At 67.1% G+C, this 16,166-nt stretch carries 13 protein-coding genes; 7 read left to right on the top strand and 6 right to left on the bottom strand.

Annotation, left to right across the window (positions count from 1 at the left end):
- Nucleotides 1–1,009: 1,009 nt before the first annotated feature.
- Both ACSYAO_RS17200 and ACSYAO_RS17195 read right to left on the bottom strand, forming a co-directional pair.
- Nucleotides 1,010–2,212, bottom strand: a complete 1,203-nt coding sequence (locus ACSYAO_RS17200; protein WP_149908721.1) for a lipase family protein — start codon at nucleotides 2,210–2,212, stop codon at nucleotides 1,010–1,012.
- 190 nt (nucleotides 2,213–2,402) lie between these two features.
- Nucleotides 2,403–3,290 (bottom strand): outer membrane protein assembly factor BamD, encoded by an 888-nt coding sequence (locus ACSYAO_RS17195; RefSeq protein WP_029379759.1) that lies wholly within the window; start codon nucleotides 3,288–3,290, stop codon nucleotides 2,403–2,405.
- A 113-nt stretch (nucleotides 3,291–3,403) separates the two neighbouring features.
- Between ACSYAO_RS17195 and rluD the strand changes: the two genes are divergently transcribed.
- From rluD to ACSYAO_RS17175, 4 genes are read left to right on the top strand one after another with little or no spacing between them, the layout of a single operon-like run.
- Nucleotides 3,404–4,393 carry a 23S rRNA pseudouridine(1911/1915/1917) synthase RluD gene (rluD, locus tag ACSYAO_RS17190; RefSeq protein ID WP_149908720.1) on the top strand — a complete coding sequence of 330 codons (990 nt, stop codon included), beginning with the start codon at nucleotides 3,404–3,406 and terminating at the stop codon, nucleotides 4,391–4,393.
- Complete coding sequence (gene pgeF / locus ACSYAO_RS17185) at nucleotides 4,393–5,163, top strand: peptidoglycan editing factor PgeF (protein ID WP_149908719.1); 771 nt, start codon at nucleotides 4,393–4,395, stop codon at nucleotides 5,161–5,163. Before rluD ends, pgeF begins: the two co-directional genes overlap by 1 nt.
- Before the next feature lie 20 nt (nucleotides 5,164–5,183).
- On the top strand, nucleotides 5,184–5,675 hold the full coding sequence (locus ACSYAO_RS17180) for a DUF4166 domain-containing protein (RefSeq protein ID WP_149908718.1): 492 nt from the start codon (nucleotides 5,184–5,186) through the stop codon (nucleotides 5,673–5,675).
- Nucleotides 5,665–6,102, top strand: coding sequence for a thiol-disulfide oxidoreductase DCC family protein (locus tag ACSYAO_RS17175; protein WP_149908717.1), 438 nt, complete (start codon nucleotides 5,665–5,667; stop codon nucleotides 6,100–6,102). Before ACSYAO_RS17180 ends, ACSYAO_RS17175 begins: the two co-directional genes overlap by 11 nt.
- A gap of 73 nt (nucleotides 6,103–6,175) precedes the next feature.
- Here ACSYAO_RS17175 and otsA read toward each other — a convergent pair whose 3' ends face one another.
- From otsA to ACSYAO_RS17155, 4 genes are all read right to left on the bottom strand, one after another.
- Nucleotides 6,176–7,540, bottom strand: a complete 1,365-nt coding sequence (gene otsA / locus ACSYAO_RS17170; RefSeq protein WP_149908716.1) for an alpha,alpha-trehalose-phosphate synthase (UDP-forming) — start codon at nucleotides 7,538–7,540, stop codon at nucleotides 6,176–6,178.
- Nucleotides 7,537–9,318 carry a glycoside hydrolase family 15 protein gene (locus tag ACSYAO_RS17165; protein ID WP_049398205.1) on the bottom strand — a complete coding sequence of 594 codons (1,782 nt, stop codon included), beginning with the start codon at nucleotides 9,316–9,318 and terminating at the stop codon, nucleotides 7,537–7,539. Before ACSYAO_RS17165 ends, otsA begins: the two co-directional genes overlap by 4 nt.
- Before the next feature lie 39 nt (nucleotides 9,319–9,357).
- The gene (otsB, locus tag ACSYAO_RS17160) at nucleotides 9,358–10,116 is read right to left on the bottom strand and encodes a trehalose-phosphatase (RefSeq protein ID WP_088026910.1); all 759 of its coding nucleotides are present in this window, start codon (nucleotides 10,114–10,116) and stop codon (nucleotides 9,358–9,360) included.
- A 146-nt stretch (nucleotides 10,117–10,262) separates the two neighbouring features.
- Nucleotides 10,263–12,698 (bottom strand): TonB-dependent receptor plug domain-containing protein, encoded by a 2,436-nt coding sequence (locus tag ACSYAO_RS17155; protein ID WP_149908715.1) that lies wholly within the window; start codon nucleotides 12,696–12,698, stop codon nucleotides 10,263–10,265.
- Between the two features lie 214 nt (nucleotides 12,699–12,912).
- Between ACSYAO_RS17155 and ACSYAO_RS17150 the strand changes: the two genes are divergently transcribed.
- The 3 genes from ACSYAO_RS17150 (at nucleotide 12,913) to ACSYAO_RS17140 (ending at nucleotide 16,140) form a co-directional block, all read left to right on the top strand.
- The gene (locus ACSYAO_RS17150) at nucleotides 12,913–13,395 is read left to right on the top strand and encodes a DUF3574 domain-containing protein (RefSeq protein WP_049398197.1); all 483 of its coding nucleotides are present in this window, start codon (nucleotides 12,913–12,915) and stop codon (nucleotides 13,393–13,395) included.
- Between the two features lie 36 nt (nucleotides 13,396–13,431).
- On the top strand, nucleotides 13,432–14,289 hold the full coding sequence (locus ACSYAO_RS17145; protein WP_149908714.1) for an SH3 domain-containing protein: 858 nt from the start codon (nucleotides 13,432–13,434) through the stop codon (nucleotides 14,287–14,289).
- Nucleotides 14,290–14,421: 132 nt separating this feature from the next.
- A complete protein-coding gene (locus ACSYAO_RS17140) occupies nucleotides 14,422–16,140 on the top strand; it encodes a thiamine pyrophosphate-dependent enzyme (protein ID WP_149908713.1) in 1,719 nt (572 codons plus the stop codon).
- Nucleotides 16,141–16,166: the final 26 nt, after the last annotated feature.

Here is a 16,166-nt window from a genome sequence, read left to right as displayed (position 1 = left end):
GCCGGCAACCCGTATACCGCGCATCCACGCATGGCGTGGCTCTACTGCGTCCGGTAGTGCCGGCCGCTGGCCGGCAACCCCGCATACCGCGTATCCACGCATGGCATGGCTCTACTGCGTCCGGTAGTGCCGGCCGCTGGCCGGCAACCCGTATACTGCGCATCCACGCATGGCGTGGATCTACCGTTCGGTAGTGCCGGCCGCTGGCCGGCAACCCGCATACCGCGTATCCACGCATGGCGTGGATCTACTGCGTCCGGTAGTGCCGGCCGCTGGCCGGCAACCCGCATACCGCGTATCCACGCATGGCGTGGCTCTACTGCGTCCGGTAGTGCCGGCCGCTGGCCGGCAACCCCGCATACCGCGCATCCACGCATGGCGTGGCTCTACTGCGTTCGGTAGTGCCGGCCGCTGGCCGGCAACCCGTATACCGCGCATCCACGCATGGCGTGGCTCTACTGCGTCCGGTAGTGCCGGCCGCTGGCCGGCAACCCCGTATACCGCGTATCCACGCATGGCGTGGATCTACTGCGTTCGGTAGTGCCGGCCGCTGGCCGGCAACCCCGCATACCGCGCATCCACGCATGGCGTGGCTCTACTGCGTTCGGTAGTGCCGGCCGCTGGTCGGCAATCCGTACACCGCGTATCCACGCATGGCGTGGATCTACTCCGTTCGGTAGTGCCGGCCGCTGGCCGGCAACCCGCATACCGCGTATCCACGCATGGCGTGGATCTACTGCGTTCGGTAGTGCCGGCCGCTGGCCGGCAACCCGTATACCGCGTATCCACGCATGGCGTGGCTCTACTCCGTTCGGTAGTGCCGGCCGCTGGTCGGCAACCCGTACACCGCGTATCCACGCATGGCGTGGATCTACTCCGTTCGGTAGTGCCGGCCGCTGGCCGGCAACCCGCATACCGCGTATCCACGCATGGCGTGGATCTACTGCGTTCGGTAGTGCCGGCCGCTGGCCGGCAACCCGCATACCGCGTATCCACGCATGACGTGGATCTACTGGGCGTCCTCAAGCAGCTGTTCGAGGCTGGCAGTTTCCGCAGCGTCGTTGAAGCGTCCGTCCCCCAGCCGTCCCCGCACAAACGCCAGGCCATCCGCCGCTGCCGCATCCAGCGTGCCGCGGTGGTCGACCGGGTAACGCCGGAACGCGACCGGCTCGCCTCGCAGGGCCAGGCCTGCGGCATACAGCAGGGTGGTCAGATAGGGCACATCGCGGTCCTCGCTGCCGTGGCCCAGCATCAGCGGTTGGCTGAAGCCGCGGCGCGGTACGCCGAGATAGTCGTACAGCACCGCCCAGATGCCCGGCACGCTGGTCAGCGGTGCAGTGAACATGCTGCCGGTATCCGCACCGTCCAGCGTGGTGGCCAGTTCGCCCAGGCACTGCTCGCGTGCCACTGCCACGCGGGCGCGACCGGTGTCGCTGAGGACGCGGTCGATCTGTGGCGCGACCTGCAACAGACCGTCGAGCAGATACGCGTGATACGCGTTGAGCGCGCCAGGATTGGCGGTGCGGTTGTCCGGCTTCATCACCAGCGCGGTCAGCTCGACGGCGGTGGGCGTGCCGGTGGTGAAGCTGCCGCGGTAGTGCAGGGAAGGGCCTCCATAGGTGGGCGCCAGATGCCCGGCTGTGAGGGCTGCAGCGCCACCCTGTGAATGACCAACCGATACCCAGCGCGGCGACAGCGTTGCGTTGCCCAGATACTGGCGGCTGGCCTTGACCAGGTCGATGGCATTGCGCGCGGCCGTGCGGACGTGCAGATAGGCATGCTCGCCTGGGCTGCCGAGCCCCTGGTAGTCCGCGGCGATCACCGCATAGCCCTGGGCCAGGAACTGATCGAGGAAGCGCCCGTCGCGTTCGGGTTGGTAGGGGCCGGACACCGAGGGCGCGCAGCGATCTGCGATGCCCTGGGTGCCATGTGCCCAGGACACCACCGGCCAGCCGCCCGGTGGAGCCGCGCCGGCGGGCAGGTACAGCAGGCCGGTGCCTTCGGCCAGCTGGCCGCGAAGATCCGGGGTGCGGTAGTGGAGCTTGTAGGCCTGCGCAGCCTTGGACGGCACCCATGACGCGCGATAGGGGGCAGCAGACATCAGATCGCCCGGTGCACCCGGTGCGGCAGCGAGGGGGCCCGAGGACAGCGCCAGCAGGGCGGTGGCAAGGAGGCAGGCGAGGGGGCGGAAACGGCGGGGCGGTAGGGTCATGGGGCGCTCCTTCACGGCCGGGATGGCCGTTGCGCCGCAGTGTGGAGGGCGTCGCCGGAGCGGGATGCGACCGGCGTCGCATCCGCCGGGAATTCGTAGAATTCCTAGTGTCGTGGTCCATGGGCGTACGAACCATCCACGCATGGCGTGGATCTACCGATAAAGAAAAGGCCCCTTTCGGGGCCCTCTCTTACTTCTTTTCCAGTCGCGCGTTGCGCTGGCCGGTGCTGGCGGATTTCTCGCCGGCGAACGGGTTCAGCTTGCGGATCATCCACGGGTACTTCGGCCACTTGCCTTCCAGCCACGGGTGGTCCGGCTGGTTCAGCTGCAGGACGCGGCGGGCATCGTCGGCCAGGGTCTTGTTGCCCAGGTGGGTGTAGGAATCGGCCAGCACAGCCACGGCGTCGTACTGGAAGGCGCTCTGCGGGTAGGTTTCCAGCAGGTAGTTGGCGCGGCCGGCGGCCGAGACCCAGGCGCCGCGGCGCATGTAGTACAGGGCGTTGTCCAGCTCATGCTGGGCGAACACGTCACGCAGCTCCAGCATGCGCTGGCGCGCATCGGCGGCGTAGCGGCTGTTCGGGTAGCGGTCCACCACGATGTTGAAGTCCGAATACGCCTGGTGCGGCGTGGACAGGTCGCGGCGGCTGGCATCCAGAGACCATACGCGGCGCAGGAAAACCGTACTGCGGTTGGAGTTGGCCAGGCCGCGCAGGTAGTACAGGTACGCGATGTTGCGATGGGTCGGGTAGGTACGGATGAAGCGGTCGATGCTGGACACCGCGTCATCGTGCTTGCCGGCCTTGTACTGGGCGTAGGCGGTCTCGATCATCGCCTGCTCGGTGTACGGACCGTACGGATACTGGGCCACCAGGCGGCGGAAGCTGGCTTCGGCGCCGCTCCAGTTGCCACCCTGCATCAGCTTGTGGCTCTTCTCGTACAACTGTTCGACCGGCGTCCCTTCATCGGGGCGATCGCCCTTCTTGGCACCACGGTGGCAGCCGGTGGCGGCGATGACCAGCACCAGCAGCAGGGCGGTGAGGCGGACGGGCGCGGAGAGCATGGCGGAGCGTCGGATCATGGGGTCGAGGCGGGACGCGGCTGGAATACGAAGGGTCGATGATAGCCTAGTGTCCTGTCCAGCGACTGAAACCGGCCGCCGGGACCCCAAAATTTCAAAGAATGCCCCCTGCCATGTCTGAACAACCCTCTGAATCGGCCCGCCAGGCCATCGTCCCCGACACCGCTGCCGGCCGTCGTTTCGACGCCGTGGTGGCCGAACTGTTCCCCGAATACTCGCGTTCGCGCCTGACCGAGTGGATCAAGGCCGGTGAGGTGCTGCTGGACGGCGCCCAGGTGCGCCCGCGCGATCCGCTGCGCGGCGGCGAGCTCGTGACCCTCAATGTGGTGCTCGAGACCCAGACCGACGCCCAGCCGGAGAACATCCCGCTGGACGTGCTGTTCGAGGACGAGCACCTGCTGGTGATCAACAAGCCGGTCGGCCTGGTGGTGCACCCGGGTGCGGGCAACCACAGCGGCACCCTGGTCAACGCCTTGCTGTTCCGCGACCCCTCGGTGGCGGTGCTGCCGCGCGCCGGCATCGTGCACCGCCTGGACAAGGACACCAGCGGCGTGATGGTGGTGGCCAAGACCCTGGAAGCGCAGACCGCGCTGGTCGAGCAGCTGGCCGCACGCGACGTGCACCGCCAGTACCTGGCCATCGTGATGGGCGCGCTGGTGGCCGGCGGTACCGCCGATGCCCCGATCGACCGCCACCCACGCGACCGCCTGAAGATGGCCGTGCGCGAGGACGGCAAGGAAGCGATCACCCATTACCGCCTGCGCGAGCGCTTCCGTGCGCACACCGCGCTGGAGTGCCGCCTGGAAACCGGCCGTACCCATCAGATCCGCGTGCACATGGCGCATGTGCGCCATCCGATCATCGGTGACCCGCTGTACGGCGGTGCGCTGAAGCTGCCCAAGGGCGCCAGCGATGAGCTGGTAGCCGCGCTGCGCGGCTTCAAGCGCCAGGCCCTGCACGCCGAGACCCTGGAGTTCACGCACCCGATCACCGGTGAGCCGGTGCGCAACACCGCGCCGGTGCCGGACGACATGCTGCACCTGATGAAGGTGCTGCGCGAAGACAGCGAAGCCTTCGCCGCACGCGAGCGGGACCGCTGGTGATGGCCGCCGCGTTGCCTTTGCTGCAGGCGGACTGGCCAGCGCCTCCGGGCGTCCATGCGCTGACCACGCGTCGGCACGGTGCGGGCATTTCGCCGGCGCCGTTCGCGCAGTTCAACCTGGGCAACCGGCACGCGGCCGATGGTGATACCCCTGCCAACGTGGAGCACAACCGGCAGCTGCTGCAGCAGGGGCTGGCGCTGCCCTCGGCACCGCACTGGCTGCGCCAGGTGCACAGCAGCACGGTGCTGCGCTTCACAACGCCGCCGGTGCCTGGCGCAAGCGAACCGGTGGCCGACGCTGCGGTGACCTCGGTGCCCGGCGTGGTGCTGGCGATCCTGACCGCCGACTGCCTGCCGGTGGTGTTCGCCGCTGCCGACGGTAGCGAGGTGGGCGCCGCTCACGCTGGATGGCGCGGGCTGGCCGACGGCATGCTGGAGGCCACCGTGGCCGCCATGCAGACCCCGCCCGCGCAGCTTCGCGCGTGGCTGGGCCCGGCGGCCGGGCCGGCCGACTACGAGATCGGCGAAGAGGTCTTCCACGCCTTCGTCGGGCACGACCCGGCGGCCGAGGCGGCGTTTGTGGCGACACGCCAGGGGCACTGGAAGGTGGACCTGTTCGCGCTGGCGCGGCAGCGGTTGCAGGCGGCGGGGATGGATCCGGCGCAGGTCTATGGCGGCACGGTGTCGACGATGGCCGATCCGGACCTGTATTCGCACCGGCGCGACCGTCGCACCGGGCGCATGGCGACCCTGGCCTGGATCGCGTCCTGACCCCGCCGCTGTTCGCGCACGTGCTGGGGCCGGCCTTCGCCACCCTGGCCGCGCCGGTGCAGGCGCTGCATGCCGCACCGTTGCCTTGCCGCTACGTGGGGCAGGCGCGCATCGTGAGAGGGCGACACTGGCTGGTGCCGCTGCTGGCCGCGTTGGCGCAGTTGCCGAAGGACGGCGACGCGCTGCCCACCGAAGTGGCGTTCAGTGCACACGGGCAGGGCGAGCAATGGGCACGACGATTCGGTCGCTGGCCGATGGTGTCGCGGCTGTGGGTACACGAGGGATACCTGCGCGAGCAGCTGGGCGCGGTGCGCTTCGAATTTGATCTGCAGGCCCGCGACGGTGGCATCGACTGGTCGGTGCGGCGGGTCTGGGCGTTCGGGCTGCTGCCGCTGCCGAGGCGCTGGTTTGGTGGTGTGCGTTGCCGCGAAGCCTGGCAGGGTGCGCGTTACACTTTCCTGGTCGATGTGACCTTGCCCTGGGCCGGAGCCCTGATCCGCTATGAAGGCTGACTCGAACCGCAGTGATTCCGCCGCCGAGGCCGGCAGCGCGGTGATCGTGTTCGATGGCGTGTGCGCGCTGTGCAACCGCTGGGTGCGCTTCCTGCTGCGTTTCGACCGCAAGGGCCGCTACCGCTTTGCGGCGATGCAGGGCGCGCAGGGCAGTGCGATGTTACGCGCGCATGGGCTGGACCCGCAGGACCCGATGTCGTTCCTGCTGCTGGACGAACAGGGCGCCTGGACCGATACCGATGCGATCCTGCGCGTGCTGGCGGGGCTGGGCGGCGCCTGGCGCCTGACCGGTGCATTGCGCGTGCTGCCGCGCAGTTGGCGCGACGCGGCGTACCGCGCGCTGGCCCGCAACCGCTACCGCTGGTTCGGGCGGCATGACGCCTGTTACCTGCCCGCACCGGAGCAGGCCGCGCGGTTCCTGGATTGAAGAAAAAAGGGGACGGAGGGGATTAAGTCGTTTGTGCACAAACGACTTAATCCCCTCCGTCCCCTTTTTTCCCTCAGCCTTCCAGCGCGTCCAGATAGCTGCGGCGCCAGTGGTTGATGTCGTAGGTGTGCAGGTGCTCCATCATCGCGTGCCAGCGTTCCTTGCGCCTGCGCAGCGACATCGTTGCCGCGGTGGCGATGGCGTCGGCCACGCCGTCCAGATCATGCGGGTTCACCAGCAGCGCCTGCTTGAGTTCGTCGGCGGCGCCGGCCAGCAGCGACAGCACCAGCACGCCGGGATCTTCCGGGTCCTGCGAGGCCACGTACTCCTTGGCCACCAGGTTCATGCCATCGCGCAGCGGCGTGACCAGGCCCACTGCCGCCGCACGGTAGAAGCCGGTCAGCGTGGCATGGGTGAAGTTCTGGTTGACGTAGCGCAGCGGTGTCCAGTCGGGAGCGGCGTGGCCGCCATTGATGTGCCCGGCGATCTGTTCCAGCTGGCCGCGCAGCTGCCGGTACTCGGTGACATCGCCGCGCGAGACCGGGGCGATCTGCAGGTAGGTCAGCGAGCCGTGCTGGTCCGGATGCCGCTCCAGGTAGCGCTCGAAGCCGAGGAAGCGCTCGGGCAGGCCCTTGGAATAGTCCAGGCGATCCACGCCGATGGCCAGCTGGCGGTCGCGCAGGCTGGCGCGCAGATTCTTTACGGCGGCCTTGGTGGCAGCGGTGCCGGCCTGGCGTGCGATCAGCTCGGTGTCGATGCCGATCGGGAACGCCGCCGCACGGAAGCGGCGCCCGCCCGGTGCTTCCAGCTCGCCGTTTTCGAGCACGCGGCCGCCGCCGAACAGGCGCAGGTAGGTCTGGAAGCGATCGGCGTCGCGCTGGGTCTGGAAGCCGACCAGGTCGTAGGCATACAGCGCGGAGAACAACCGAAGGTGGTCGGGCATGGCCTGCAGCAGGTCGGCCGACGGCATCGGGATGTGCAGGAAGAAGCCGATGCGGCAGCCGATGCCACGCTCGCGCAGCAGGGCACCAAGCGGGATCAGGTGGTAGTCGTGGATCCAGACGATGTCGTCCTCGCGCAGCAGCGGCGCGAGCTTGTCGGCGAACAGCGCGTTGACCTTATGGTAGGTCTCGCGGGTGCCCCGGTCGTAGTCGACCAGATCCAGGCGGAAGTGCAGCAACGGCCAGAGGGTGCGATTGGCGAAACCGTTGTAGTAGCCATCCACCTCGCGCTTGCTCAGGTCGAGGGTGACGAATTCGATGTCACCGTCCTTCTGTGTGTGCAGCGTGCCGCTGCCGTCGCGCACACTCTTGCCGCTCCAGCCGAACCACATGCCGCCACGTTCCTTCAGCGCGGCCAGCAGGCCGACAGCCAGGCCGCCGGCGCGGTTCTCGCCGGGCACGGCCACACGGTTTGAGACCACGACCAGACGACTCACGATGCCTCCTGCCAGGACCGCGACAGGCGCATTGCGGCGGTGATCAGGCCGACGTGCGAATAGGTCTGCGGGAAATTGCCCCAGGCCTCGCCGCTGTCGAAGGCCAGATCCTCCGACAGCAGGCCCAGGTGGTTGCGCTGCTTCAGCAGCAGCTCGAACATCCCGCGTGCTTCATCCATGCGCCCGATCGCCGCCAGCGCATCGATGTACCAGAAGGTGCAGATGGTGAAGCTGGTTTCCGGTTCGCCGAAGTCATCCGGCGCGACATAGCGGTACAGCGAGTTGCCATGCTTGAGGTCGCGGCCGATGGCGTCGACGGTGGCGATGAAGCGCGCATCCATCGCGTCGATGAAGCCGATGTCGGCCAGCAGCAGCAACGAGGCATCCAGCCGATGGCCACCAAAGGTATCGGTGAAGTGGCCCAGCTCCTCGCTCCAGGACTCGGCCATGATGCGCGCATGGATGGTGTCGGCACGCTCGCGCCAGTAGTGGGCACGATCATCGCGCTTCAGGCGTACGGCGATCTTGCACAGGCGGTCGCAGGCGGCCCAGCACATCGCGCTGGTGTAGGTGTGCACTTCGGTGCGGCCGCGGAATTCCCACAGGCCGGCATCGGGTACGTCGTGCAGGGCGAACGCCTGTTCACCCAAGGGTTCCAGGCGGGCGAAGGTGTGCGCATCGCCCGGGTCCTGCAGGCGGCGGTCGAAGAACAACTGGGTGGACGCCAGCACCACGCTGCCGTAGACATCGTGCTGGCGCTGCACCCAGGCCAGGTTGCCGCGCCGCACCGGGCCCATGCCACGGTAGCCGGACAGGCTGGGTACTTCGTCCTCGTCCAGCTTGGCCTCGAAGCCGATGCCATACAGCGGCTGCAACGTGCCGTCGGTGGTGGCCAGGTTGAAGATATAGCCGAGGAACTGTTCCATCGTGCGCGTTGCGCCGAGGCGGTTCAGTGCGCGCACCACGAACGCGGCATCACGCAGCCAGCAGTAACGGTAGTCCCAGTTGCGCACGCTGCCGGGCGCTTCCGGAATGGAGGTGGTCATCGCCGCGATGATCGCGCCGCTGTCCTCGTACTGGCACAGCTTCAGGGTGATCGCACTGCGGATCACCGCGTCCTGCCATTCCAGTGGAATGGACAGGTAGCGCACCCATTCGCGCCAGTAGTCGCGGGTGCGCTGGAAGGCTTCCTGCACATAGCCACTGATCGAGCGGTTGAGCGATTCATCCACGCCCAGGATCAGGTGGATGGGATGGTTGAGCACGAACGGCAGGCCATCGCGGATGAAGCGCACCGGCACGTCGGTGGTCAGCCGCAGCACGTGTTCGGGCAGGATCCAGCGCACGTGATTGCTGCCCCAGGTGGACTCGGGCACGCGTGCGCCCCAGTCGGCCAGTGGCCGTGCGTGCACGGTGATGCGTGGGCTGCCGGCCAGTGGTCGTACCTGCCGGATCAGGCTGACCGGCCGGTAGAAACGGTCGTTCTGGCGCCAGCGCGGGGCGAAATCAAGGATTTCCAGTTCACCACCGTGCGCGTCGCGCAGCACGGTACGCAGGATCGCGGTGTTGGTCAGGTATTCCTGCTCGCTGCTCGCGAAGTCCTCCAGCTCGATGGCGAAGTCGCCACCCGTCTGCTGGTTGGGGCCGAGCAGGGCACAGAAGGTGGGGTCGCCGTCGAAGGTGGGCAGGCAGCTCCAGACAACGCGGGCACGTTTGTCGACCAGGGCGCCGAAGCTGCCGTTGCCGACCACGCCCAGATCAAGATCGGGTTGGGTCATCACGCGGTACATCTCGGTTGCGGCCGTGGGGTGGCCGGGTCAATAGGCATTCTCACGCAGCCAGGCGTGCACGCTGCGTATGTCGGGCAGCGCGAACACGGCTTTGCTGGGTTCCCGTTCGCCTACCAGTACGCTCCAGCCATGCTGGCCGTTGGCGGCATCGAAGCCGAATTCGTCGGTGAGGTCATCACCGAGGAACACCGGCAGGCGGCCGCGGAAGGGCAGGTACTGCATCATCCGGCGCACGGCACGGCCCTTGTCGGTGCCGACAGGCACGAACTCGACCACATGGTCGCCAGGCTGCAGGCGGTAGCTGGCACGGCCACGCACGTGGCGGTCGGCGAAGGCGCGGACGTCGCTGCCGGCATGCGGCGCGCCGCGCCAGTGCAGGGCCAGGCCGACGCCCTTGTCTTCCACCAGCACGCCGGGATGCCCATGGGCAAAGCGCATCGCCTGCTGGTGCAGCGCGTGCAGCCACTCGGCGGTGTCGTCGTCGTGTTCGTCGCGCAGCACACGACCATCCTCGCCACGCAGTTCGTGGCCATGCAGGCCGGCGGCGGGCAGCTTCAACGGCGCGAACAGTTGATCCAGCTGTTCAAGTGGGCGACCACTGACCAGTGCCACGGCACCTTCCAGGCGGTCGCTGATGCGGCCGATGGCTTCACGCACATCCGGCAGCAACTGCACGGCATCCGGGCGTGCAGCGAATTCGATCAGGGTGCCGTCGACATCGAGGAACAACGCGCAGGCGTCGTCCAGCAATGGCGGTGGCGGACGCAGGGGGAGCGGTTCAGCCATGACGCCCAGCTTGCCAGCGTGGGCGTGTACGTGGGGTCGAGGGCAGGCTACGGATTGGGTAGTGCCGGCCGCTGGCCGGCACCGTCATGGTCCCTGGATGCACCCTGAGGTTGCCGGCCAGCGGCCGGCACTACCGGACTGATGAATCAGAACGTATAGCGGACGCGGCCGTAGTAATACGCGCCATTGCTGCCGATCGGCGACAGCACGTCGTACGGCAGGTTGCCGAAGTAGTGGATATCGCTGTTGGATCGATCCGGGTAGTTGTCGGTCAGGTTCTGGCCGCCGATGGCCACGCTCCATTGCGGGGTGATGCGGTACTCCACTTCCGCATCCAGCTGCCATTCGGCCTGGTAGGTCTGGCGCGGGATGTAGCCATCACCGAAGTTGAACACGCGGGTGGCGCTGCCATAGCGGTTCACGCGGGTGCTCAGCGACCAGTGGTCGTTGCTCCATGCGGCCGAGAGACTGCCGCGCGTACGCGGGGTGGCATCGGTGAGGGTGTTGGTCTCTTCGATGCCGAACAGCACATAGTCCGGGTTCAGCGCGCGCAGCTGCGCCGGCGTGGCCAGCACGTTCTTCAGCGTGGTCTTCGTGTACGCATAGGTGCCGGTCAACAGCAGCTGGCCATCGCCCAGCGACTGGCGCCAGTTGCTCACCAGTTCGGCGCCGCGGGTGCGGGTGTCGGCGGCGTTGACGAAGAAACTGGCGCTCTGCAGGCCGCTGACGCCGTAGTTGGCCGCCACGTAGTCGGTCAATGCATCGCCGGTGATGCTCTCCGACAGCGCGATGCGGTCGTCGATGTCGATCTGGAAGAAGTCCAGCGACAGGTCGAAGTGCTCACCGATGCGGCTGGTGAAGCCCAGCGAGGTGTTGATCGATTTTTCCGGCTTCAGGTTCTGCGCACCGAGGCCACGGGCGATCGGATTGTTGACCGACAACAGGCGGCCCTGCACCAGCTGGCCGCCGGCGTTGTAGCCGGTCGAGGTGGATTCGTAGCCGATCTGCGCCAGCGACGGTGCGCGGAAGTTGTTGGAGATGGCGCCGCGCAACGCGAACGCCGGGGTGAATTCATAGCGCAGGCCGAGCTTGCCGGTCAGTTCACCGCCGAAATCGTCGTTGTGCTCGTAGCGTGCGGCCAGATCGGTGGAGAACTTCTCGCCGAACTGGCTGGACAGGCTGGCGTAGGCGCTGGCCACGTCGCGCGACAGCCGCGCCGCATCCTGCGGGGTCAGGCCACCACCGGCCTGCGAGCCGGTCGGGCGATCGGTGTAGGGGCCGGCGGCGTAGCTGGCCGGGTCACCCGGGCGGGTCTGGTAGCGCTCATGGCGCGCTTCCACGCCCAGGCCCAGGGTGTGGCTGATGCTGTCGCTCTGGGTGAACACACGACTCAGGTCGAGGTTGCCCACGGTCTGTGCGTATTCGTAGTCGGCGGTCTTGAAGCGGGTCGGGCTGGTCGGGCCCAGCGACGCGTTGAGCGAATCACGCAGGCGGTAGGTGAAGTCGTTCTGGCCGTAATCCAGGCTGCCGTCGTAGCTCCATTCACCCCACTGGCCGCGCACGCCGGCCACGGCCTGCACGTCGCGGTTCTCGCCTTCGGAGATCGGCCGGTAACCGTTCGGATAGACCTGCTTCCAGTTGGCATCGCCATCGGGGTAGCGGAAGTAGTTCGCACCTTCGGTATCACGCTGGTTGAAGGTGCCGAACGCGTAGAACGTCGACGTCTGGCCTACCGGAATCTCGGTGTTCAGCCACAGGTTGATGTCCTTGCTCTTGCCATCGCCCAGCACGTAGTTGCGCTTGCCCAGCAGCGCCAGGTTGTCCGGCGTCTGGTCCCACGGCGGAATCTGGTCGAAGCCGGCGCGGTTGGTGCCGTTGCGGTGCTTGTACTCCAGGCCGATACGCAGGAAGCCGCCGTCCTCGCCCAGCGAGGTGCCGACCTTGGCGCTGATGTTGCCGGTCTGGCCGTCGGTGAGGGTGCGGCCGATCGGCTTGAGGTCGGTGTGGTTGGCGCCGTAGCTGGCCTCTATCTCGCCACCGTCGCCGCCGTTGTCGAGGATCACGTTGATCACGCCGGCCACGGCGTCCGAGCCGTACAGCGCACCGGCGCCGTCGCGCAGCACTTCGATGCGCTTGATCGCGCTGACCGGGATCGAATTGAAGTCGACCGGCGTGGTGCCCTTGCCGATCTTGCTGTCGGTGTTCACCAGCGCGGTGTGGTGGCGGCGCTTGCCATTGACCAGCACCAGCACCTGGTCCGGCGACAGGCCACGCAGCTGTGCGGCGCGCACGTGGTCGGCGCCGCCGGAGTTGGACTGGCGCGGGAAGTTGAACGACGGCAACAGCGCCTGCAGCGCGCTGCCCAGTTCGCCATTGACCACGCCGGCCTTGCGGATGTCCTCGGCGGTGAGCACGTCCACCGGCGAGGTGGATTCGAGCACGGTGCGGTCGGCGGCACGGGTGCCGGTGACGATCACGGTGTCGAGGTTGGTAGCGTCCTGGGCCAGAGCCGGGACGGCGGTGGAGGAAAGCGCGAGGGCGATGGCGAGGCCGAGCGGCGACGCGGGCAGGCGGATGGACATGGGGGCTCCAGCAACAACGACGACGGGGAAGGGGGAGATGGTTTCACTTACATCCATCCGGATGGAGCGATATATTATCTTCGCGTGACGACCGGTGCGGATGCAAGCCCCTGCCGGTCCGGCATGAGCTGATGCCCTGCTGGCATCAGCACGCCGGGCCGGTGGCGCTGTACGCTGCCGGCTCGCCTTGTCCCCCTTCCCCGGAGCTGTACCGATGAAACACCTTGGCCTCGTCTTCGCCGTGCTGCTGGCCACCAGTGGCTGCGCCAGCCTCTCTTCGCAGGCGCCCAGCGCCTACGCCACGGCTACCACCGCCGAACTGAAGGGCGATGCCGCACGCCCGTCCGCCGGCCACGGCTGGGTGCGCAGTGAGCTGTACTTCGGCGTGGGCGAGGAGCAGGGCGCCGGCAACCGTCCGCAGGCCGACACCATCAGCGATGCGCAGTGGCGCACTTTCCTGGACAAGGAAGTGACCCCGCGCTTCCCGGATGGCCTGACCGTGTTCGATGCGTATGGTCAGTGGCTGTTCCGCGGCGATGCCTCGCCCAACCGCCTGCGCACCAAGGTGCTGGTGGTGCTGCACGAGGACACCCCGCAGCGCCGTGCTGATATCGAAGCGATCCGCCTGGCGTGGAAGCAGCAGACCAAGCATCAATCGGTGCTGTGGTCGCGGCAGGCGGTCGAGGTATCGTTCTGAGTTGAAGGTGCCGCCGCGGTGCCGCAGGGAGCGATGATGAACTACAGGGAATGCCTGCTGGGCCTGGTATTGGCAGGTGTGCTGGCACCGACGGCGCAGGCGCGTGGGGACGATAGCGAAACGCTACGCTTCCAGGTGGCCGCGCATGTGCAGGCGCATGCCGATCCCCGGCAGGACGGCAGCATCGCAGTGCAGTTGTCACCGTCAGGCAAGCGCCAGACGCTGGCGGGTGCGGCGGATGCCGACGGCAATTCGCGATGGTCGCTGGAAGATGTCGATTTCGATGGCTACCCGGAACTGGTCGCGCGTGCATCGGTGGGCATGGTCAACGAGGCGGTGGCGGTGTATCGCTTCGATCCGGCCAGTGCCGGGTTCCGCGCGCTGCAGGCCGACACCCACGGCAAGGACAGTTGCGGTGACCTGATGGGGTTGAGCGTGGATGCTGCCACTCGAACCCTGACCAGCAGCTGCCGTAGCGGCCCGATGTGGTACGCCGACCAGTACCGGTTTGCAGGTGCGAAGCTCTATCTCTACCGCAGCGAGAGCGTGCTGATGCTGGGCGACACGGTGAACGCCGCGTTGCAATGGGAACAGACCGACGAGCAGGGTCCGCTGGCGATCTGGCGTACCTATGATCCCGCCGGTCGTGTGCTGGAGACCGCCATCGCTGATGGCCTGGGCGCACCGCCGAATGGGCCGCTGCGTGGCCAGCAGGCCACCGTGGTGCCAGCGCGGTTGTTCCTGTTCGACCGGCCCGGTGCATCCAGCACCAAGCGTTATCTGGTGCAGGGCGACCGTGTGGAAATGCTGGATGAACAGGATGGCTGGATGAAGCTGCGCTACCGCAATCCGAAGCTGGGCGCGGTGGAAGGTTGGATCAACGTCAACGATTGAAGAAAAAAGGTGACGGAGGGAATTAAGTCGTTTGTGCCGTTAACGACTTAATTCCCTCCGTCCCCTTTTTTTGCGGAAGCATCACTTCATCAGGTCTAGCCTCGGATGTTCCCCCGTTCGAGGATGTATCCGATGAGCAAGCGCGTGGCCGAAATCGTGGTGGACGCCCTGCAGCAGGCTGGTGTCCGCCGTTGCTACGGCATCGTGGGCGATACGCTCAACCATGTGACCGATGCGATGCATGGCAGCGAGATCGCCTGGGTGCACGTACGACATGAGGAAGTGGCCGCATTCGCCGCAGGCGCGGATTCGCTGGTCAGCGGCCAGTTGACTGCGTGTGCTGGCTCCTGCGGCCCGGGAGGCCTGCATTTCATCAATGGCATCTTCGAGAGCAATCGCAACCGCGCGCCGATGGTGTTGATCGCCAGCCAGATCGTCACCAGCGAGCTGGGCATGGAGTTCCCGCAGGAAGTGGACTTCAAGGCGGTGTATGGCAGCTGCACAGTGTTCTGCGAGCAGGTGCACAGCGCCGAACAGGCGCGCCGCGTGGTCACGCTGGCCTGCCAGGCCGCGATCAGTCGCCGCGGCGTAGCGGTGGTGATCCTGCCCGCCGATATCAGCCAGGCCGAAGTGAAGCACGACGTGCCGTTCTCGGTGCACTACACCCAGCCGGTGCTGCGTCCCTCCGACGCGGAACTGCAGCGTATCGCCGAGTTGTTGGGGCAGGGCAAGCGCATTGGTGTCTACGCTGGTGCCGGTTGCCAGGGCGCGCACGCGCAGTTGTTGGAACTGGCGCGCAGGTTGCAGGCGCCGGTGGCGCACACCTCGCGCGCCAAGGACTTCGTCGAGCCGGACAACCCGTACAACATGGGCATGACCGGCATCTTCGGCATCGAATCCGGCTTCCACACGCTGATGGAGTGCGACACGCTGCTGCTGCTCGGCGCCGACTTCGCCTGGGGCCAGTTCTATCCGGACAAGTCCACGATCATCCAGGTCGACCGCGATGGTAGCCACCTCGGCCGCCGCCATCCGGTGAACCTCGGCGTGGTCGGCGATATCGCACCGACGCTGGACGCCTTGCTGCCGATGCTGCCGCCGCGCGAGGACAGCAGTTTCCTGGACGAGTGCATCGAGCGCCGTGACAAGGCACTGAAGAAGCGCGAGAAGGAAGAGCAGTCCGGTGAGGGCGAGTTGATCCATCCGCAGCACCTGACCGCGCTGCTGTCGAAATATGCCACCGATGATGCGCTGTTCACTGCCGACGGTGGCTCGCCGATGGTGTGGGTGCTGCGCCATATCCGCGTCAACGGACGCCGCCGCACGCTGACCAGCCTGCTTCACGGCACGATGGCCAATGCGATGCCACAGGCACTGGGCCTGCAGAAGGCGTTCCCGGGCCGGCAGGTGATCTCGCTGTCCGGCGATGGTGGCCTGGCGATGCTGCTGGGTGATCTGTTGACCGCCGTGCAGGAAAACCTGCCGATCAAGGTGGTGGTGTTCAACAACGGCTCGCTGAATTTCGTCGAGCTGGAGCAGAAGGTGGAAGGCCTTCTGGACAACTACACCGACCTGAAGAACCCGGACTTCGGCCGCCTGGCCGAGGTGATCGGCTTCCACGGCCGCACGGTCACCCGCAGCGAGGATCTGGAGGAGGCGGTGCAGGATTTCCTGTCCCAGCGCGGTCCGGCGTTGCTGGACGTGCACACGAGTCGCGCCGAGCTGGTGATGCCGCCGCAGATCGAGGCGAAGCAGGTGGCCGGTACGGCGCTTTACGCCGCCAAGGCCGTGTTGAACGGCCGCTTCGACGACGTGAAGCATCTGCTGGTGGACAACTTCCTGAAGAAGTAACGGGGTGGGTTTGATGCAGGGCTGCG

Origin of the sequence: Stenotrophomonas sp. STK16_22 (genome assembly GCF_051984505.1) — a bacterium.
GTDB lineage: Bacteria > Pseudomonadota > Gammaproteobacteria > Xanthomonadales > Xanthomonadaceae > Stenotrophomonas > Stenotrophomonas maltophilia_A.
This window is presented reverse-complemented; position numbering and strand designations above follow the sequence as displayed.

Bases quoted from the DNA above. Each gene is read 5' to 3' on its own strand.
- ACSYAO_RS17200 (WP_149908721.1), bottom strand. From the start codon at position 2,212: ATGACCCTACCGCCCCGCCGTTTCCGCCCCCTCGCCTGCCTCCTTGCC.
- ACSYAO_RS17195 (WP_029379759.1), bottom strand. From the start codon at position 3,290: ATGATCCGACGCTCCGCCATGCTCTCCGCGCCCGTCCGCCTCACCGCC.
- rluD (WP_149908720.1), top strand. From the start codon at position 3,404: ATGTCTGAACAACCCTCTGAATCGGCCCGCCAGGCCATCGTCCCCGAC.
- pgeF (WP_149908719.1), top strand. From the start codon at position 4,393: ATGGCCGCCGCGTTGCCTTTGCTGCAGGCGGACTGGCCAGCGCCTCCG.
- ACSYAO_RS17175 (WP_149908717.1), top strand. From the start codon at position 5,665: ATGAAGGCTGACTCGAACCGCAGTGATTCCGCCGCCGAGGCCGGCAGC.
- ACSYAO_RS17165 (WP_049398205.1), bottom strand. From the start codon at position 9,318: ATGACCCAACCCGATCTTGATCTGGGCGTGGTCGGCAACGGCAGCTTC.
- otsB (WP_088026910.1), bottom strand. From the start codon at position 10,116: ATGGCTGAACCGCTCCCCCTGCGTCCGCCACCGCCATTGCTGGACGAC.
- ACSYAO_RS17155 (WP_149908715.1), bottom strand. From the start codon at position 12,698: ATGTCCATCCGCCTGCCCGCGTCGCCGCTCGGCCTCGCCATCGCCCTC.
- ACSYAO_RS17150 (WP_049398197.1), top strand. From the start codon at position 12,913: ATGAAACACCTTGGCCTCGTCTTCGCCGTGCTGCTGGCCACCAGTGGC.
- ACSYAO_RS17145 (WP_149908714.1), top strand. From the start codon at position 13,432: ATGAACTACAGGGAATGCCTGCTGGGCCTGGTATTGGCAGGTGTGCTG.
- ACSYAO_RS17140 (WP_149908713.1), top strand. From the start codon at position 14,422: ATGAGCAAGCGCGTGGCCGAAATCGTGGTGGACGCCCTGCAGCAGGCT.